Raw genomic sequence first — 19,946 nt, forward strand, 5'->3', positions numbered from 1 at the left:
GTCCCCCTCAGGCAAGAGCCGACACCGTTTCCCGAGTGCGGTACGCGGGCAACGGTTGCACCGTGTACGTCGTACAACCGAGCAACGCCCGCACCAATGCCCGTGCCGTGTCAAGCGAGGTCAGACACGGCATGCCGCGCTCCACCGCCGCACGCCGGATCAGGAAGCCATCCTGGATGGTCCCCTCGTCCTGTCCCGGCGTGTTGATCACCCCGCGTACTGTCCGATCAAGGATCACTTCAAGGACATCCGGATGCCCATGCCCAATGTGGCGCACCACCAGTTCAACCGGGACACCACGCGAACGAAGATATGCTGCTGTCCCTTCGGTTGCAACGATGGGGTAACCAAGCTCGGCCAACGCGCGAGCGAGTTCGACGCCGGCCGGCTTGTCCTCGTCAGCGAGGCTGAGCAGGACCGGAGCTCCGCGCGGGATTGCGAGTCCGGCCGCCAAGAACGCTTTGGCCAGAGCCGCCTCGAACGTGCGGTCGATCCCCATCGCCTCACCGGTCGACTTCATCTCTGGGCCGAGCTGCACATCTACACCGTGCAACTTGGCCATGGAGAAGACTGGCGCCTTCACCGCCACCAGTGGCTGGCGTGGCCAGAGTCCACCGCGATACCCCTGCTCGGCGAGCGTCTGGCCAAGCAGGATTCGCGTCGCAACCTCGACCATCGGCACTCCGGTCACCTTGCTCAAGAAGGGGATGGTCCGTGAGGCGCGCGGATTGACTTCCAGGACGTAGATGGTTCCCCCGTGCAACACGAACTGGATATTCATGAGTCCTCGCACGCCGAGCGCGAGCGCAATCTCGGTGGTATAGCGAACAAGCGTCACGACGTGCTCGTGCGGAAGCTCAACAGCCGGGTACACTGCAAAGCTATCCCCAGAGTGCACCCCTGCACGCTCGATGTGCTGCATGATTCCGGGGATCAACACCTCGCGCCCGTCGGCGAGTGCGTCGACCTCGAGCTCAACTCCACCGAGATACTTGTCGATCAGCACCGGACGGCCACTGGCGAAAGCACCTGACGTCGCCAAATATCGTTCGAGCTGCTCGCGCCGGTACACCACCTCCATCGCTCGCCCACCGAGGACATACGACGGCCGAACGAGCACGGGATACCCGATGCGCTCGGCCACGGCGAGTGCCTCCTCAAGGCTCAGCACGCCAGCGCCCGGTGGCTGCGGAATACCCAGCTCTCGGAGGAAGCGTTCGAACCGTCGCCGGTCTTCTGCAATGTCGATCGCCTCCTGATCAGTGCCGAGAATCGGCACCCCCGCCGCTGCGAGTTCCCCAGCAAGGTTAATCGCTGTCTGCCCACCGAACTGCACGACGACTGGTGGAACCGCGTCGGGACGTCCAGCTGCCTCATGGAGCAGCACATCCAGCACTGACTCGGCATCAAGCGGGACGACGTAGAGCCGGTCGGAAGCATCGAAATCGGTCGAGACCGTCTCCGGGTTGTTGTTCAGCATGATCGCTGCGACACCTGCCCGATGCAGTGCCTGTGCCGCTTTCACACTGCAGTAATCAAATTCGATCCCCTGTCCAATCCGGATCGGCCCCGCGCCGATCACCACCGTCTTCGGAGGCGGGAGCGGTGGCGCCTCATCCTCATCCTCATAGGTGGCGTAGAAGTACGGCGTCTCGGCCGCAAACTCGGCAGCGCAGGTATCGACGAGCTTGTGAACCGGCACGATGCCCCAGCGCCACCGGAGCTCCCGCACCGCCTGCTCTGTGGTATCGCGCAGGACAGCAATTGTGCGGTCACCGTACCCAAGCCGCTTTGCCTCCCAGAGGAGATCCGGTGTGAGTTCATCACCGGCGAGGGGCGCTTCGAGAGCGACAATTCGCTGGATTGCCCGAACGAACCAGGGATCGATCCCGCTGAGGGCGCTGACCTCATCCGGGTCCCAACCGCGGCGAACCGCAGTAGCGACCGCCCAGAGCCGTAGATCGGTCGGCACCCGCAGCGCGCGCTTCAGAGCCTCCTCGTCCTGCCACGTTGGATCTTCCCACAGTAAGTCGGCCTGATCTGAATCAAGGCCACGCACTGCCTTCTGCAGCGCTGCCTCAAAGCAGCGGTCAATGGCCATGACCTCTCCAGTCGCCTTCATCTGTGAGCCCAGCGTTCGATCGCCATGGCGGAATTTGTCAAAGGGCCAGCGCGGAATCTTGACCACACAGTAGTCCAGGGCTGGCTCAAACGAGGCCATGGTCTTCCCCGTCACCGGATTGGGCAACTCATCAAGGGTACGTCCAATCGCTAGCTTGGCCGCGATCCGGGCAATCGGGTAACCTGTGGCTTTCGAGGCTAGGGCCGAGCTCCGACTCACCCGCGGGTTGACCTCGATGACGTAGTACTGGTCAGAGTGAGGATCGAGTGCGAACTGAATGTTGCATCCGCCGACAATGCCGAGGGCCCGAATGATTTTCAGTGCGGCACTGCGCAGCATTTGATAATCACGGTCGCTCAGCGTCTGTGAAGGTGCAACCACGATGCTATCGCCGGTGTGCACGCCCATGGGGTCGAGGTTTTCCATATTGCAGACCGTGATGCAGGTATCGTTCGCGTCCCGCATCACCTCATACTCGATCTCTTTCCACCCCAGAAGGCTCCGTTCAACAAGCACCTGGCCGATAGGGCTCGCTGCGAGGCCACGCTGGACCAGGGCACTGAGTTCCTCACGAGTGAAGGCAATCCCGCCACCTGTCCCACCGAGCGTGAAGGCCGGCCGCACAATAAGCGGGGGTGGCACTTCCTCGGCAAAGCGCAGCGCCTCGTCGACACTGTAGGCCGTCACACTCTCCAGCACCGGCTCGTTGATCTCCAGGAGAAGGTCCTTGAAGAGCTGCCGGTCCTCCGCCTTGCGAATCGCCTCAAGTGGCGTCCCCAGGAGCCGCACACCGTACCGATCGAGCACTCCCGCCTCAGCGAGCGCAACGGCGAGGTTCAGCCCCGTCTGGCCGCCAAGTGTGGCCAAAAGCCCCTCTGGACGCTCGTGCGCGATGATCCGCTCGAGTACTTCGACCGTCAGCGGCTCGATGTAGACGGCATCAGCCATGTCCTCGTCGGTCATGATGGTCGCTGGGTTGGAGTTGACGATGATGGTGCGGACTCCTTCCTCGCGCAACGCCCGGAGAGCTTGGCTTCCGGAATAGTCAAACTCGGCTGCTTGGCCGATGACGATCGGTCCCGAGCCAATGACAAGAACGCTGGAAACAATTGGTCGGCGGGCCATCCTTACACCCCCTCTCCGGCGAGGAGTACTGGCTGCGTCATGCGCGCCTGCCAGCGCTGCCGCACCAGTTCTAGGAAGGCATCAAAGAGGTCCTGACTGTCTTGCGGCCCTGGTGCTCCCTCCGGGTGAAACTGGACGCTCAGTACTGGCAATTCCTGATGCCGGAGGCCTTCCACCGTCCCGTCGTTCACGTTCACCATCCAGACCAGCCAGCCCTGCTCGGTCGGCACACTGGCTGCTTCGACGCAGTAGCCATGATTCTGCGAGGTGATACGGACCCGACCAGTGAGGAGATCTTTCACTGGATGGTTCCCCCCGCGGTGCCCGAAGACGAGCTTGGTCGTCTTGGCACCAGCCGCGAGTGCAACGAGCTGGTGGCCAAGACAGATGCCGAAGAATGGCACGCCAGAGTGCGCAAGCTCGCGCACCGTCTCAACCGCTTGGCGGGCCTGCGTTGGGTCACCCGGACCAGGTGAGACCACGACCCCGTCCGGATCGAGTTCGAGCACCTCAGCTGCCCGAGCACCATAGGGAAGCACAGTCAGTCGCACACCACGCCGGCGAAGTGAAGCAAGGATGTTGTGCTTCACACCGCAGTCGATCACGACAACGTGTGGTGCATCCGCTGGGCCAAAGGTCGCACGCTCTCCTCGAACAGCAGGCACAACATCTTCTCGGTCTGGTGTCCAGGCACGACGCGCCATCTCGCAAAGCTCTTCGTCTGAGAGGCCGGTGCGGTCGCTCACCAGTACGGCCCGCATTGTCCCGTGCAGGCGCAGATGCCGAGTGAGCGCCCGAGTATCGACCCCGGCGAGTCCAGGGATCCCCCAGCCCTCCAGGTACTCGCCCAGCGTGCCCTGCGCGCGCCAGTGACTCGGCTGGTCGCAATACTCGCGCACCACCAACCCAGCCACCCAGGGGCGCCGTGACTGTTCATCCTCATCGCAGATACCGTAATTGCCGATCAGTGGGTAGGTCATGCAGACGATCTGCCCATAAAAAGAGGGGTCAGTGACCACCTCTTGATAGCCAGTCATGACAGTGGTGAAGACGGCTTCGCCCTCAGCGTTGCGGCGCGCCCCGAACGGGGTGCCCGGAAAGATCCGGCCGTCCTCCAAGACCAGTGCACCAGTCCGCGAAGTGCGTATCGACATAGACCACCTTCCCTCCGACGATTGTCAAGAGCACGCGCCCGTGCAGTGTGAGTCCCAGGAGTGGCGTATTCGCGCTGCGCGAGCGCAGCGACTCGCGCGTGACCTGCCAGCGAATCTCCGGATTGAACACCACAACATCGGCCGGGGAACCCGGCCTGAGTGTTCCTCCTGGCAGGCCAAACAGTCGCGCTGGCTGACAAGAAAGGAACTCGACCAGTTCGCCGAGCGTCAGTGATCCAGCGCGGACAAGGCGCAGTAAGAGCGGAAGTGCCAGCTCGAGGCCAACCATGCCGAATGCGGCACGACGGAGATCGCTCGGCTTATCCTGCTGGTGATGCGGCGCATGATCGGTCGCAATGAGGTCGATTGTGCCGTCGCGCAGGCCGGCCTGCAAAGCCAACGCATCTTCTTCTGGCCGCAAGGGTGGATTCACCTTGGCGTTCGGATCTGGACACGGTCCAGCTCGTTGGACCTCCTCTTCACCGGCAAACCGCCGCACCCCAGCCACCCACTCATCGGTCAGCAACAGATGGTGCGGGGTCACCTCGACCGTCACACGCACGCCATCACGCTTCGCCCGCCGCACCATGGTGAGCCCTCGCGCTGTCGTCAGATGCAGGACGTGCAGCCAGCCACCGGTCAAGCGCGCCAGTTCCAGATCGCGCAGCAGCACGATCTCCTCCGCCGCGGCCGGGATCCCAGGGAGGCCAAGTCGCTGGGCAATCGGCCCTTCGTGTACCACCCCACCCGCCGCGAGCGTCCACTCTTCGCAGTGCACCATGATGGGTCGCCCGAGCGTACGGCTCGTCTCCAGCGCCGCCCGTAGCACTCGTGCACTCCGCGTGCTGTCACCGTCGTCCGAAAAGCCAACTGCGCCTGCCTCGGCCATCCCAACGAGGTCGGCTAACTCCTCTCCCCGGCGACCACGCGAAATCGCCCCGACGGGGTAAACGCGCACCGGCAGCTCCCGTGCCCGTTCGACAATGTCACGCACGCGTTCTGGAGTGTCCAGTGGAGGATCCGTGTTGGGCATGCAGCAGATCGTGGCAAAGCCACCGGCTGCCGCTGCCGCAGCACCTGTCTCCAACGTCTCCTTCTCGGGAAAACCTGGATCACGAAGATGCACGTGCACGTCGACGAAGGCCGGAGCGACGATCAGCCCCTGCACGTCCATCACTCGCGCGTCATCCGGGATCGGGAGGTGCGGCTCAAGCGCAACGATCTTCCCGTCACGAATGAGCACATCCGCACGCTCATCGAGCCCCTGTGTCGGGTCGATGACGCGGCCACCACGGAGCAGGAGTGCAGGAGCCCATAAAAAAGGCCTCTGGATTCGGGCTGAATCCAGAGGCCCGCTCGCCTGCCGCATCTGAGGTTGTGGACTACCGCTACCCTGCACGCCTCACCAAGTCGCGTCCGTACGCCCTCTCTCCGGCACTCAAGGACAAATTGTACCCTAGCATGCTCGTGGTGTCAAGACAATGTTCGAACGTCCAAGTGCAACAGCGCCCTTCGCATCAAATCAGGGCAATACGCAAATCCCCATGACGTGGGGAAAATGAAGCCTCATTGGGGTTGGAACGTCACCACCGAAACGCAATACCAGAACACAACCTCCTGCGACTCCCTGAGCAGGCATTCCTATGCGAACGCCAGTGGACAGGTTCGGCATACGTCGGGGATTTGGGCCGGCCGTGGCAGCTCCCACCCACTTCGCCGCAGCAGCCGCCAGGTCAACCAGATCGAGAGCCCCACCACATTGCAGTAGCAGCCCCGCCACTCTGCGACCGGCCGCAGATCCGGATCCTGAATGGCATAGCCGCCTGCCTTGTCAAATGGCTCACCCCGCGCAATGCTCGCCGCAATGTCCGCCTCCGAGTATGCACGCATCCGCACCCAGGTCGTGGTGTGATCCACCCACAAGCGTGTTCCCTGAGCAACCGCCACCCCCGTGATCACCCGGTGCCAGCGACCGCGCAGCAGCTGCAACATCGCCCGGGCTTCCTCCGCTGTCTCTGGCTTCCCGAGCAGGCGACCACGGAACACCACGACCGTATCTGCGGCCACCACCCAGTCCCCTGGCCGACGTTGAGCGACCGCTGCCGCCTTGTGTCGCGCCAAGGCACGCGCCACACGCTCCGGATGCGGGTGCTGCTCCGGCAGCGGCTCCTCAACCGCCGCTGGATCGATCTCAAAGGGCACACCAAGCCATGCCAGGAGTTCGCGGCGCCGGGGCGAAGCGGAGGCGAGGACGAGCGTCACGGCAGCCCCTCGGCCAGCTCAAGCGTCGCAACCGACTCGATGTGGTACGTCTGTGGGAACATGTCGAGCGGCGTCACGTCGACCAGACGGTAACCGCCATCGACCAGCTTCCGGAGGTCACGCGCCAGCGTTGCCGGATCGCAAGAGACGTAGACGATTCGCGGTGGCCGCAGTATGAGCACGCCGGTGATCGCCTCCGGTGCACAGCCAACCCGCGGCGGGTCGAGGATGACCACGTCCGGCCGCACGGCCAACTTACCCAGCACCTGCTCGACCTTCGCCATCACGTACTCGACATTGTCGAACGGGTCGAGGTTGACTTGGGCATCTGCCACAGCCGAGGGCGACTCCTCGATTCCGATGACACGTGCTACACGCGGCGCCAGGAAAGCAGCAAACGTCCCGACCCCTGCATAGGCATCAACAACGACCTCCCGACCGGTCGGGGCGATCCGCTCCAACACCAGCTCAACCAACCGCTCGGCGATCGCGGTATTGGTCTGGAAGAACGAGCTTGCCGAGATGCGGAAGCGATAGCCTTGCAGTGCTTCGTGGTAGTACGGCTGGCCCGAAGGAAGTTCCGGATCAATCTCGTGAACGTTCGGATGCACAAGAAGATCGCCGGTGTTGACACCGTACCGGACCATGAGCTGGTGCTTGACGTGTGCCTTCCCCTGCAGCCGCTCAAGCACCTCGTTGATCTTCGGATGCATAATGAGGCAACGCGCGATCTGGAGAAACCGGTAACCATGTCCCGGCCGGGAGATGTAGCCTAGGTTACCCTTTCCGTCGACCGAAAACCGCGCGTGGTTGCGGTACCCGTAGGGGCTCGGCGAGGGGATCGTCGGTGAAACAGGTGGATCCTCGAATTTGCCAATCCGCCGGAGTTGCTGGCGAACGACGTGTTGCTTGAGAACGAGCTGGTGCTCGTATCGGATGTGCTGCCACTGGCACCCACCGCAGACGCCGAAGTACGGACACGGCGGGTCGACTCGCTCCGGCGAGGGCGTGCGTACCTCGACGACCCGTCCCAGGGCGTGATCTTTACGGTCACGCTCGATTGCAACAAGCACATCCTCACCAGGGATCCCGTACTCGACAAAGACAACGCGACCGTCTTCGCGGCCGATCGCTGCACCCTGGTAGGCCATCTCCTCAAGGTGGAGCTCGATCGTGCGGAGCGTCCGCGGTGTCGGGAGCGACTCTCCCATAGCGAACCTCCTTCGGGGATAGTGTACTGGCCGCGCCGGTTACTGCCACGCCCTTGTCCGCTGCTCGTCCCTCTGCCGACAGCAGCCGTACGCAAGCACGATTCCCCAAAGCCAGCTTGTCCGCAGAAAGCAAGCCAAGTAGCAGACGGCACAGCCCCGCTTGGCGAACTCTGGGGACGCTCCTCACGGAAAGCGCCTCCGTCGCACAGCCGGGCCGCATACTTGACCTTGGCAACCAAGGCCTCGAGAATCGGTCGCGCACGACGCGAGGATGACTGAGAGGACCGTGATGATGAGCGAGCCATTGACACAAACCGTGATCGCGATGGATCTCGTGCCCTTCCGTTTCGGCCCAGGCGCAACGGCAGAGGTAACGGACGAGCTCCGCCGCCTCGGTGCACGGCGCGTCCTCTTGGTGGCCGATCCCGCGCTCCGGCGTCACGGTCTGGTAGACCGTGTCGAAGCGGCAATTCGGGACGCTGGGGCTGAAGTCACCATGTTCGACCGCGTTCACATCGAACCCACCGACCGCTCGCTCCGCGAGGCGATCGAATTTGCGCAACGTATCCGCCCCGATGCCTATGTGTCGCTTGGTGGCGGCAGCACGATCGATACGGCTAAAGCGATGAACCTCTTCACGACGTATCCAGCCGACCTGTTCGACTACCTCAACAAGCCGATTGGTAAGGGGCTTCCGGTTCCGGGTCCCTTGGCACCTCACATCGCCCTACCGACCACTGCTGGTACAGGCAGCGAGACGACCGCAGTGATTGCCCTGGAACTTTCCGAGCGACGGCTGAAGACAGGGATCTCGCACCGGTACATCCGGCCGACGATCGCGATCGTTGACCCCCTCAACACCGTCACCTGCCCGCCAATGGTCACCGCCTTCGCTGGGCTGGATGTCCTGTGCCATGCGATCGAGTCCTATACCGCGAAACCGTATCATGTCCGGCCACGCCCAGCGAGCGCAGCAGAGCGGCCCGCGTATATCGGATCCAACCCGATTGCCGACCTGTGGAGCGCTCAGGCGATCCGTTGGGGCGCGAAGTATTTGCGTCGGGCCTTCTTCGCGCCGCTTGACTTGGAGGCGCGCACCTTCATGGCGATGGCCAGCCTGACAGCTGGGATCGGCTTCGGCAATGCGGGTGTGCACATCCCGCATGCGATGTCGTACCCAATCGCAGGGATGGTTCGTGAGTTCTTCCCACCGGACTACGATGTCGACGAACCGCTGATCCCCCACGGCCTCGCCGTCGTTGTGGGTGCGCCTGCCGCATTGCGCCTCACGGCGGTTTCCTGGCCAGAGCGTCACGCGGAGGTCGCAGCGATGCTGGGGATCGATACGCGCGGCATGCCGGTGCGCGCCGCCGCCGAGGCTGTCGCCGAGGCCCTCCTGCAGCTTCTGCGCGATCTGGGCTTGCCAAGCGGTCTTGAAGAACTCGGATTCAGTGAAAAGGACATTCCAGCACTCGTCGAGGGCACGCTTGCTCAGCAGCGCATCCTGGTCAACAGCCCGCGACCGGTCGATGAGCGTGCGCTGACCGAAATCTTTCGCCAGGCGATGCGATACTGGTAAGGGCATCCTGAAAGGGACGCTCGACACGCACGATGCTTGGTCCACCTGTACCACCCAGGGATAGCCCCTCTCTCAGCGGCGCGGTATGCATGTGTGGCCGGCTACCCCCTGCCCTACAACAGCTTTGCGGCGGCAGCCCTCAGCACCGCAGACGAGCGGATCACGTTGTGTGGCCGTCTCGGATCTTGCCAACTGGCCCGAACTGCGCGGCGACATTGGAACTCACCGCGGCTTGCAGTCTTGGCATGGGGGACCGCGTCAGCACGCGCCCGCACAGTGCCGAGAAGACACAGCGGACGCTTCTTGAGAGCAACGGCTAGTCGTGACATGAGGTGTTATCGCCCTGCCCTGAGTGGTACATTTGATCATCTGCACCCCCTTGGTGCAGACAACGCAGACACTCGGGCGAGGGGAGGCGCACGATGGCTCACCCCAGGAGATGGATCGTTATCCTCGCGGCGACTTCCGCCCTCATTCTGGTAGCCTGCAGCAGTCCGGCTGGAACTCCGTCACCAGCGCCCAGCGCACCGACCATCACCGCAGCTACCGCCGCAACGGCAGCGGCAGAAAGACCAACGCTGACCCTGTCACTCCCGACTCCCACTCGCGCCAGTGTGCCGCCCGCGCCCACTGTGGCTGTCCCCTCCCCAACCACTGCAAGCCAGCCGGAGACAGCACCCCGCGATCGCTGGGCCATGGCCTGACAAGGTATTCAGAGTGTTGCCATTCACGGACAATCCTACGACTCGTCCGGTGCGTTGCTCTCGGACATGCACCTTCTCCTCGAGAAACCTGATCGACTTCGCGCACGCATCTCCTTCCCTGACGGGACCGAAATGGAAATGATCCTTATCGGTGAGCGACTCTGGCTCCACTTCGGTGGCACTTGGGTGGAGGCACCAAGCGGCACGATGAACGAATCTGTCGCGCAGGCGTTCGTCTTCGAGGACCGCATTCTCGACGACTCGGGCAGCACACCCACCTTCCAACTGGTTGGAGAGGAAACCTTGGACGGTGAGCAGACACAGGTGTGGCAGGCAGCGTTCACCCAAATGGGCGGTCGCTCAACTGTCTGGGTCGGCGCGGACGATCTCCCACGACGACTCGTCTGGGAAGATAACAATGGTCGCGTTGACGTGCGTTACTCCCGGTACAACGAGCCGTTTGGGATCTAACCGCCCACCTCGTGATTCGAGTGATACCGAACGAACTCTGGGAGCCTAGCAGGACAGCGCCCAAACGGAAAACGCTCTGACTCGTCGATCGCAAGCGCTATCGGATGTCCGACCACAGTTGTGTCCCCTTCGTCTAGCGAGCCCGAGCTCCGACCAGCGTTGGAGCGCGTCCGCGACCAGGCTGGTAGAGACCCAGCGAGATCGAGTACGTCGACAGCGCGCCAGTACTCGTGCGTCGGCGACCAGGACGGTCCAGCTCCCTCGGGGTGTACTGCGAGGACAGGCACGGACGCAACCTTGACAAGGGTAGTCTGACGGTCAACAATGATGAAGAGGCCGATCGGTCGGTGTGTGCACCTTGACAGGACGTACGAGACGGCGGCGAGTGCGAGCGTCTGACTGGGCATAGGTTCGGTCCGCTCGTCCACACGGGGGAACACCGGTGAAAGTCCGGGGCTGTGCCGCAACTGTGACGTCGCGCTAAGTAGCGTGGCGAAGCCAGGTCTACCGTCGCCGCCGTGTCCGACCCGCCTCGAGCTAAGGGGGGAGGACGCCAGTGATCTGCTGTGCCTCAACGCAGTGAACCACCGGCAGCCCGCCCCGCGCGGGCTGTTTCCGTTTTTCCCGATAAGCCAAAGAGTGCGGTTCGGAGCCGACCTCAGCTTGAAGGGGGGTTGGAAAGATGCGTCGTTTCGTCATGGTTCTCGTGCTGCTCATACTGGTACTAGCACCCACGGCAGGTGTCTCAGCGCATCAACTTGATGCTGCACGAACTTTGGCTGGAGCCACCCAATGGCTGCTGAGTCAGCAACGGCCCGATGGTGGTTTCGCCGGTTTCAGTGGTGAGAGTGACCCAGGAATCACCGTCGATGCAGTCCTGGCTCTTGCAGCAGCGGGGATGAACCCCGCGCAGGTCCGACAAGAAGAGGGCAGAAGTAGCATCGAATACCTCCAATCAGTGGCAGCACAATATGCTGAGCACCCTGGTGGTGCAGCGAAACTCGTACTCGCTGCAAAAGCGTCAGGGCAGAATCCTCGCTCCTTCGGTGGAGTCGATCTGGTCAGACGACTCGAGCAAGCCTTCGATCCAACAACGGGGCTCTACGACCAGCAACTCTTCAGCAATGCGTATGTGCTCTTGGCACTTTCCGCTGCTGGTGTTCGCGTGCCAGACGCTGCGATCGGCGGAATCCTGGAGCGCCAAGCTGCTGACGGCAGCTGGGCTTGGAACGGCAGTACAGAACCAGGCACTGGAGACTCCAACACGACTGCTCTTGTTGTCCAGGCACTGGCAGCACTCGGCCATGCTGACCATCCAGCCGTGCAACGCGCTCTCCAGTACCTGCGCAGTGTGCAGGCATCCGATGGCTCCTTTGCCTATCAACCAGCTGATACCTTGGTTGGCGATGCGAACTCGACCGCGTTGGCCATCCAGGCGCTTCTTGCTGCTGGCGAGGAACCGCAGTCGCCGACATGGCGGTATGCGCTCGACGCATTAGCGCGTTTCGCTAATCCGAGCGGTGCGCTCCGCTGGCGCGACGATGCCGCTGACGACAATCTGTTCGCCACCGTCCAAGGGATCCCAGCACTCGCTCGGCAGCCCTTCCCGCTCCACGGAACGGTGCGGCCACCGCTTGTGGCACGAGCACCTCTGACGACCGAAGAGCCGGGTTGCCGCTTCTTCCCGGAGACGGATCAGAGTCTCTGCGGGCCATTTCTTGAGACGTGGGAGCAGCTCGGCGGACTACCGAACTTCGGATACCCGTTGACACGCGCCTATTATGATCCGGCACTCGGACTCGTCGTCCAGTACACCGAGCGGGCACGCTTTGAGCTCCACCGTCTTCCCGACGGGCGTGAACTCGTACTGCTCGGTCGGCTCGGTGCGGAATTGGCACCACCGCGACCGCGGGAAGCCTTCGCACCAGCCGAGCCGAAGGCATCAGCAGACTGCGTTTACTTCGCTGAGACACAGCACAACCTTTGCGCTGGCTTCCGTGCCTACTGGGAGCACTTCGGTGGGTTGAGTGCCTTCGGTTATCCGCTCAGTGAAGAGTTTGTCGAGAACGGCGTGGTCGTTCAGTACTTTGAGCGAGCCCGCTTTGAATGGCACCCAGGTGTCTGGCCAGAGCGGTTCGATGTGCTCCTCACCCGGCTCGGCGCTGAGATCGTCGAGGAAGGCTCGTGAGAAGAATGCGGCCCCTCTCCCACCTCTTCCTTGCGCTCCTGCTCGCCCTCGTACCATTGGCGGGGGCGAGCAGCCCACCTTCGCTCGCCGAGCGGCCAAACGGTGCTGGACTCGTCGTGCGCTTTGGCGACGGACGCGTCCTCACAGCCTATGTACAGTTTGACGAACCAGCAATCACGGGGATCGAGCTCCTCCAGCGCGCTGGCATTCCAATCACTGTCGCCCCGTTCGGGGGGCTAGGGCTGGCTGTCTGCGCAATTGATGGAGAAGGTTGCCCAGCAGAGGACTGCTTTTGTCAAGCCAAGCAGCAACCGGCATGGTTCTGGCATTACTATGGGTTAAACCCAGACGGTCGTTGGGCGCTCCATCCGGTCGGCGCGTCAAACCGTCTCTTGAGAGACGGCGATGTCGATGGCTGGTCGTGGACGAGCGGCGAGAGCGGACTCCCGGCGGTGACCATCGATGACATTGCGCGTGCGCACGGCCTCGAGCGGACAAGAGAGCCATCGCCAGTGCCGACACCAGAATCAGGGGTACATGCAACTCCAACACCGCTGCCACCACTGCCTGCTGGGTCACCCACCACGCCCGCGACGCTCATAACCCCGACGCCGTTTCAACCATCGACCCCGCAAGCGACTCCAACCGGGCCCCCACGCGTAGTACCGACGCCGATACTCCCATCTGCCACCGCTACCGTAGTCCCGAGTGTTCCGTCGCTGCCGACACCTGCACGTCCATCGGTACCACCCTTGTCTCCGGTCGTCGAGGCGACGACTCCAAGCCAGCTCACCGTGCCCACGGTAACCCCACCAACGACACCGGAGAGCAATGCAAGCGGTCCACCCTGGATAGCCATTGCCTTCGTTGGTCTAGGTGCGTTGGGCCTCGCTGGGACCGCATTCCGTCTCCGCTGGAGGAAGAGGCGATGAACGGGGCACTCTGGCTGGCCTGGGCCACCCTCATGGCACTGGCGATCTCGGTGACGCGGAATCCCTTCTACCTGGCGCTTGCCCTGCTGGCAGTACTGACCGTCCGAACCGCCGTCGACACGACACGCCCGCTGGGCCGAGCCGCCCCACGGTTCGCAGTCTTGGCAGCACTTGTCCTGATCGGTTGGAGTACGGTTGTCAACGTACTTCTTGCGCACGTCGGGGATCGGGTCATCACACGGTTGCCGCCTTGGCCAGTCGTCGGCGGGCCACTGACGTTCAATGCCCTCTTGTATGGGGCACTCACAGGCATTGCGCTCGCCACCGTCCTCATCGGCATAAGCCTTCTTCATGCTGTCCTAGACCGTCATGAGGCGTTGCGGCTCGTTCCGAGGAGACAGCGCGTGCTCGCGACGACGCTCGCGATTGCGCTCAACGCACTTCCGACGTTCGCTGCAGCCGCACGTGATGCCGAAGAGGCAATCCGGCTCCGTGGGCTCGCTCAGCAGCCGCTTGTGCATCTCCGCATGCTGATCAACGCTGTCCTGGTACGCGGTATGGACTACAGCGTAGCCGTAGCCGAGACGCTTGAGGTGCGTGGTTTTGCTGCTGCCAGCCGTCGCAGTCAGCGCACACGGCTCGGGTCGCTCGCATTCCTCGCCGGGGGGGTGATCGCCATTGGTGGGAGCATCGCCGGATCGGGGATCATCCTGGCATTGGGTTTGAGCGGTCTTGCCGTAGGGCTGGCAGGTGCAGCATTTTCTGCTCTGCCGGGAGTGCGTGCGTTGCCGTGGCCCTGGTCAGCACGCGTGACGGCGCTCCTACTCGGACTCATCGCGGCAGGCTTCGTCTGGGCGTTACGCGATCCGGCCGCTGATCTCACCTACTCGCCCTATCCCACGCTGCACTGGCCCGGCTTCTCACTACTTGCCGGTGCCTCGTACCTCCTCCTGGCCGCTCCGGCATTCGCGTTACGCGGAGGACGATCGTGATCGAGGTGATCGAACTCCGCTACCAGTATCCCGCCAGCCAGTCCCCCGCGCTGATCGCGCCGCACTGGTTCGTTGGAGAGGGCGAGTTTGTTCTCCTTGCGGGTACTACGGGATCCGGGAAGACGACCCTGCTCCGCAGCTTGGTCAGTCTCGTACCGCACTTCTATGGTGGTTGGTTTGGGGGCCGCGTTGTCATTGGCGGTCGCGACACACGCTCCCACCGCCCAGCTGACCTCGCCGACCTGGTCGGTTACGTGAGTCAGGAACCGGAGGCGCAGACACTGCTTGACCGCGTCGCTGACGAGGTCGCCTTCGCGCTCGAGAATCTTGGCTATTCCGCCGGGGCTGTTGCCGCGCGGGTGGAAGAAGCCCTTGATCTGCTTGGGATTGCACATCTGCGCGAGCGGCCTATAGAGTCGCTTTCCGGCGGAGAGCGGCAACGCGTCACACTGGCTGCAGCACTCGCGCTCCGCCCACGCGTCTTGCTGCTCGATGAGCCGACCTCCCAACTCGATCCGTGGGCTGCCGAGTCGGTGCTCGAGGTCCTCCGCCGGCTTGTCGACGAACTCGGCGTAACGGTTATCCTGGCAGAGCACCGGCTCGATCGTCTGCTGGGCAGTGCGACACGACTCACAGTTCTCGAGAAAGGGCAGCTGCTCGCCGATGGGCCGCCCGTTGAGACTGCCGCCCTTCTTCCCGATCCACCTGTACTCGTCCAGCTCAGTCAGGCACTCGGCTGGTCGCCACCAGCACTCACAGTCGCTGACGCCAAGAGACGCCTGGGACGCCACACGTTCCCGTCCCGGGCCAAAAGGTACGTCGCCGGCGGAGAAGTGGTCTTAACGCTTGAGGGTGTCACCTGTCAGCGTGGCGATCGCGTCGTGCTCCGCGACATCGACGTCGTGTTCAGACGCGGCAGCGTCACTGTGATTGTGGGACGGAACGGGGCGGGAAAGACGACGCTGGTGCGAGCTGCACTCGGGCTTGAACCTGTCCAGCGCGGCCGAGTACGGTTGTTTGGCTATAAGCCGGGAGAGCCGGCATTTCGCCAACAGCTGCGCAGGGTGGCCTACGTGCCGCAGTTCCCCGGGGCTCTCCTCCTTGCGACGCGACTCGCCGACGACCTCGAGCTGGCACGTCGGAGTCGTGAGTGTGCTCACGATGCCGTCCAGGCTATGGTCGACATGTTCGAGCTTGCGCCACTCCTTTCTGCCCACCCGTTTGATCTGAGCAGCGGGGAACGCCAGCGTGCCGCGCTGGCAGTCGCACTCATCGGCACTCCAGACCTGATCGTCCTTGACGAGCCGACTCGGGGGCTTAACCTGGCTGTCAAGCGTCGGTTGGTGAAAGAGTTGCGTCAGCGCGCCGCTAGGGGGGCAACGGTCATCATAACCACACACGACGTCGACTTCGCAGCGGCAGTTGCCGATCGTATCTTGCTTCTCGGGAATAGCACCATCATCGCGGAAGGGGCACCAGAGCAGGTACTGGGGGAGAGTTTCGCCTATGCCCCGCTCATCAGTCGGATCTTCGGCCCCGCGTTCCTTGACCTGGAGGATGTACTCCACGTGCTTGCGGCGGTGTCTCCACCGCTCGATTGAGCAATCGGCTATACTCTGGGCGTCGATAACGTCGATAGGATACGCCAGTGAAACTCGTCATTGCGATCGTGCAAGCAGAAGATGCAGATCGGCTCGTGAGCGAACTGGTCGACGAGGGGTTCCGGGTGACACGAATCGCAAGTAGCGGCGCGCTCCTGCGACGTGAGAATGCGAGCTTGCTCCTTGGCGTTGAGGAGCGGGATATCCCGAGGGTCCTGTCGATTATCCGACGCACCTGTCGCCAGCGCAAGGAGATTGTGATCCCCTACGCCCCCGCAATGGAACCGGGGCTTCTCTGGCTCCCCGAGAACTTTGAAGTGGAAGTCGGCGGTGCGACAGTTTTCATCCTTCCCGTCGAGCGCATGGAACGGATCGATGGCTGAGTAGCGCAGGGAAGCCTGGTCAACGGAATTGTCAACTCGTGACGCGTTCGGGACAAGAAAACATGACTGGTTCGTTGGGTGGTGACGGTTACCGGACAGCGATCAGGAGGGGAAGCGGCCAACTGCCGCGTGTGAGGAACGATTGACAGCCCCGATCTCACGCGGTAGGATTGACCAGGACTCGAACATGGGTTCTACCTCCAACTCGACGAGCTGAGGAAGGCGGCGACGCAGATGGATCGGCAGAAGGCACTCGAACTCGCGATCTCTCAGATTGAGCGGACCTTCGGCAAAGGTGCGATCATGCGCATGGGTGAGGATGCGTCCAAGCTCCAGGTGGATGTCATCCCGACCGGAGCGATCGCACTTGACCTGGCGTTGGGGGTTGGTGGGATCCCACGCGGGCGGATCACTGAGATCTTCGGACCAGAGTCAAGCGGGAAGACGACGCTGGCGCTGCACGTGATCGCGCAGGCCCAGCGAATGGGCGGCATCGCGGCGTACATTGACGCCGAGCACGCATTCGACCCGGTCTATGCCGAGCGACTCGGGGTCGACCTCGACAACCTCCTGATCTCACAGCCCGATACCGGGGAGCAGGCGCTAGAGATCACCGAAACGCTCGTTCGCTCTGGCGCAGTCGATGTGGTGGTGATCGATTCGGTTGCCGCGCTCGTTCCTCGCGCCGAGATCGAGGGGGAGATGGGTGATGCGCACGTTGGGCTGCAAGCACGCTTGATGAGCCAAGCACTACGCAAGCTGACCGGTGCGATCAGTCGTTCCAAGACCGCGGTCATCTTCATCAACCAGCTTCGGATGAAGATCGGCGTCATGTACGGTAATCCTGAGACGACGACTGGCGGCAACGCGCTCAAGTTCTACGCCTCGGTGCGGCTCGACATCCGCAAGGTCGATGCGATCAAGGAGGGGAACGAGACGGTCGGCACGCGGGTGCGTGTCAAGGTCGTCAAAAACAAGGTTGCGCCACCCTTCCGCCAGGCTGAGTTCGACATCATGTACAACGAAGGCATTTCGGTTGCGGGGAACTTGCTCGACGTGGCGACCGATCTGGGAATCATCCGCAAGAGCGGTGCATGGTACTACCTCGGTGAGGAGCGACTGGGGCAAGGCCGGGAGAATGCCAAGGCATTTCTGAAGGCAAATCCGGAACTGATGCGCGAGATTGAGCAGCGTATCCGGCAAGCTGCACCCGAACTCCGTGGACGCATGCACTACGATGGAGGCGCAACGGAGGAGCCGGAACCAACGTTGACCTCGCTCTTCGACGAATGATACGCTCAGCGTAACTCAGAGATCCCGAGCGAAGGGCTAGTCCGGTGACGGAAAGTGCCCTACTTCGCGTCGAAGGCCTGACGAAACGCTTCGGTGATCGGCTCGCAGTCGACGGTATCTCTTTCTCGCTTCAGCCGGGTGAACTGGTCGGACTTCTCGGGCCGAACGGCGCAGGCAAGACCACAACAATCTCCATGATTGCTGGCTTAATCCGGCCCACTGCCGGCCGGATCTTTCTTTTGGGCCGGCCACTCGAGGAAGATCGCACACCTCTCCGCCGTGTGGGTCTCATGCCGGAGGTCCCTAGCTTCTACCCATATCTGAACGCCCGGCAGAATCTCGAGGTGATGGCACGTGTCTACGGAGCAGACCTGGGTGAAATTGACGGACTCCTGAAGACAGTTGGATTGACTGAGCACGCCGGGCGCCCCTTCCGTACCTACTCTCAGGGGATGCGCCAGATGCTTTCGTTGGCCAACGCACTGCTCGGCGATCCGGAACTCCTCTTGCTTGACGAGCCGACCAACGGACTCGATCCGCTTGGTCAGCAGCGCGTTCACCAACTCTTGCGCGACCTTGTCGCGCGTGGTAAGACGGTCCTCCTCTCCAGCCACTTGCTGCGCGACGTACAGGAACTGTGTCAACGCGTCCTGATCATCCATCGGGGCAAGCTCATTGAAGACAGCCCGATCGAGCGATTACTCCGCCCCGGGGAACTCCGCGTCCTCGTTCGCACCGTCGCCGACGACCGCGCATTTCTCCTGCTGAGTGGGCCAGCTCGGCCAGAGTGGATCAAAAGTGTCGATCGCCACGACGACCACTTGGAGGTGCGACTTTCCCCGGAGTACCTGCCGGAGCTCAGTGTGTTCCTTGTGCAGCACGGGCTGTACCTCCGTGAATTGCGTCCACTCGAAGGTGACCTCGTGACGGCCTTCTTCCAACGAACGAGCGACACGAGATAAGGGAACAGCGATGCGTGGACTGCTGGCAGCCGAAGTCCTCAAGGTCACCCGCCGACCAATGACGTGGATCGCGCTGGGCATCCTCCTCGCCATCATGGCGACGCTGCGCATCTTGTTGATTGCGGTCTCCTTTGTCCCTCTGCCCGCGGCGGACCAGCAACCCATACCTGTCAATCCCTTTGTCGACCTGGTCACCTTGCCTGGCGCAGTCGCTGATGCATTGAACTTCCTCCCTTCGACCGGAGTCTTCGCTCTCCTTGTTGTCGCTGCAAGCACGGCCGGTACGGAGTTCGCTTGGGGAACGATCGTTCCGCTCCTCTGCCGTGGGGCGTCGCGTAGTCAGCTCGTCCTGGCGAAGGCAGCCGTGACGATAGGGCTGGTTGTCCTCTATCTCTTGCCAACGGTCGCTCTTGGCCTCCTCCTCGGCGCGGTGGCATCGCAGCTGCATGACGGTTCCATCCCGCTTGAGTGGATCCGCGAGCGCTGGCTTGATCTTCTCTTTGGACTCGTGCGGTCCTTCTGGGCGACTGTCCCCTATGTTCTGGCTGCGACCGCGTTGGCGATCCTGTTCCGCTCCTCTGCTCTGGCCATGGGCACTGTGCTGGCGTATGTCATCGTCGAGCAAGTCGGGTTCGGCATGTTCCAACTGCTTCGTCCGATGCTCGCTAACACGACTTGGTCGTGGATCGCCTCCATCATCGACTGGATACTCCTTGGAGCCAACGCGAACGAACTCACGGGACTGACGACGCGCACCTTCCTCGCCGCATCAGCTCAATTGGGAGAACTCCCTGCTTCTGAGGCACATCCCTGGCGCGCGGCACTCGTCCTCGCAGCCTATGCAATTGGCTTTCTCGCCCTCGCGCTTGCGGCGATCCGTCGCGACGTAGGAACGCGCCCAGCGAGTTCTTGACCCCCAACCAATTTGACATTGGCACTCTTCCCCGAAAAGCCCTCACGGCACGAG

The 19,946-nt window shown here is 62.7% G+C and carries 15 protein-coding genes; 10 read left to right on the forward strand and 5 right to left on the reverse strand.

The genetic code is table 11. The annotated features are described in order from the left end of the window. Window positions 1-7: 7 nt before the first annotated feature. From carB to rlmD, 5 genes are all read right to left on the reverse strand, one after another. Window positions 8-3,247: a carbamoyl-phosphate synthase large subunit gene (gene carB / locus NET03_RS04390; RefSeq protein ID WP_252127679.1), complete on the reverse strand. Its 3,240-nt coding sequence runs from the start codon at window positions 3,245-3,247 to the stop codon at window positions 8-10. A gap of 2 nt (window positions 3,248-3,249) precedes the next feature. After that, entirely contained in the window at window positions 3,250-4,401 is a 1,152-nt protein-coding gene (locus NET03_RS04395; RefSeq protein WP_252127680.1) for a carbamoyl phosphate synthase small subunit, read from the reverse strand. Continuing rightward, window positions 4,310-5,770 carry a dihydroorotase gene (locus tag NET03_RS04400; RefSeq protein WP_252127681.1) on the reverse strand — a complete coding sequence of 487 codons (1,461 nt, stop codon included), beginning with the start codon at window positions 5,768-5,770 and terminating at the stop codon, window positions 4,310-4,312. The genes NET03_RS04395 and NET03_RS04400 overlap by 92 nt, the downstream gene beginning before the upstream one ends. 272 nt (window positions 5,771-6,042) lie before the next feature. Continuing rightward, the gene (locus NET03_RS04405; protein WP_252127682.1) at window positions 6,043-6,663 is read right to left on the reverse strand and encodes a Maf family protein; all 621 of its coding nucleotides are present in this window, start codon (window positions 6,661-6,663) and stop codon (window positions 6,043-6,045) included. Then, a complete protein-coding gene (gene rlmD / locus NET03_RS04410; RefSeq protein ID WP_252127683.1) occupies window positions 6,660-7,874 on the reverse strand; it encodes a 23S rRNA (uracil(1939)-C(5))-methyltransferase RlmD in 1,215 nt (404 codons plus the stop codon). The genes NET03_RS04405 and rlmD overlap by 4 nt, the downstream gene beginning before the upstream one ends. A gap of 292 nt (window positions 7,875-8,166) precedes the next feature. On the opposite strand from rlmD, the gene NET03_RS04415 reads away from it, so the two are divergent. The 10 genes from NET03_RS04415 (at window position 8,167) to NET03_RS04460 (ending at window position 19,892) form a co-directional block, all read left to right on the forward strand. Further along, window positions 8,167-9,453 (forward strand): hydroxyacid-oxoacid transhydrogenase, encoded by a 1,287-nt coding sequence (locus tag NET03_RS04415; RefSeq protein ID WP_252127684.1) that lies wholly within the window; start codon window positions 8,167-8,169, stop codon window positions 9,451-9,453. 836 nt (window positions 9,454-10,289) lie between these two features. Beyond that, window positions 10,290-10,628 (forward strand): LolA-like protein, encoded by a 339-nt coding sequence (locus NET03_RS04420; protein WP_252127685.1) that lies wholly within the window; start codon window positions 10,290-10,292, stop codon window positions 10,626-10,628. 682 nt (window positions 10,629-11,310) lie between these two features. Next, on the forward strand, window positions 11,311-12,816 hold the full coding sequence (locus NET03_RS04425; protein ID WP_252127686.1) for a prenyltransferase/squalene oxidase repeat-containing protein: 1,506 nt from the start codon (window positions 11,311-11,313) through the stop codon (window positions 12,814-12,816). Window positions 12,817-12,821: 5 nt separating this feature from the next. Beyond that, a complete protein-coding gene (locus NET03_RS04430; protein ID WP_252127687.1) occupies window positions 12,822-13,748 on the forward strand; it encodes a hypothetical protein in 927 nt (308 codons plus the stop codon). Next, window positions 13,745-14,740, forward strand: a complete 996-nt coding sequence (locus NET03_RS04435; RefSeq protein ID WP_252127688.1) for a CbiQ family ECF transporter T component — start codon at window positions 13,745-13,747, stop codon at window positions 14,738-14,740. The genes NET03_RS04430 and NET03_RS04435 overlap by 4 nt, the downstream gene beginning before the upstream one ends. Next, window positions 14,737-16,341, forward strand: a complete 1,605-nt coding sequence (locus NET03_RS04440) for an ABC transporter ATP-binding protein (RefSeq protein WP_252127689.1) — start codon at window positions 14,737-14,739, stop codon at window positions 16,339-16,341. Before NET03_RS04435 ends, NET03_RS04440 begins: the two co-directional genes overlap by 4 nt. A 47-nt stretch (window positions 16,342-16,388) precedes the next feature. Further along, window positions 16,389-16,724: a cyclic-di-AMP receptor gene (locus NET03_RS04445; protein WP_252127690.1), complete on the forward strand. Its 336-nt coding sequence runs from the start codon at window positions 16,389-16,391 to the stop codon at window positions 16,722-16,724. Between the two features lie 234 nt (window positions 16,725-16,958). Next, window positions 16,959-18,017: a recombinase RecA gene (gene recA / locus NET03_RS04450; protein WP_252127691.1), complete on the forward strand. Its 1,059-nt coding sequence runs from the start codon at window positions 16,959-16,961 to the stop codon at window positions 18,015-18,017. 44 nt (window positions 18,018-18,061) lie between these two features. Further along, window positions 18,062-18,979: an ABC transporter ATP-binding protein gene (locus NET03_RS04455; RefSeq protein WP_252127692.1), complete on the forward strand. Its 918-nt coding sequence runs from the start codon at window positions 18,062-18,064 to the stop codon at window positions 18,977-18,979. Window positions 18,980-18,989: 10 nt separating this feature from the next. Then, window positions 18,990-19,892 (forward strand): DUF2705 family protein, encoded by a 903-nt coding sequence (locus NET03_RS04460; protein ID WP_252127693.1) that lies wholly within the window; start codon window positions 18,990-18,992, stop codon window positions 19,890-19,892. Window positions 19,893-19,946: the final 54 nt, after the last annotated feature.

This window comes from Thermomicrobium sp. CFH 73360, from assembly GCF_023806465.1.
GTDB lineage: Bacteria > Chloroflexota > Chloroflexia > Thermomicrobiales > Thermomicrobiaceae > Thermomicrobium.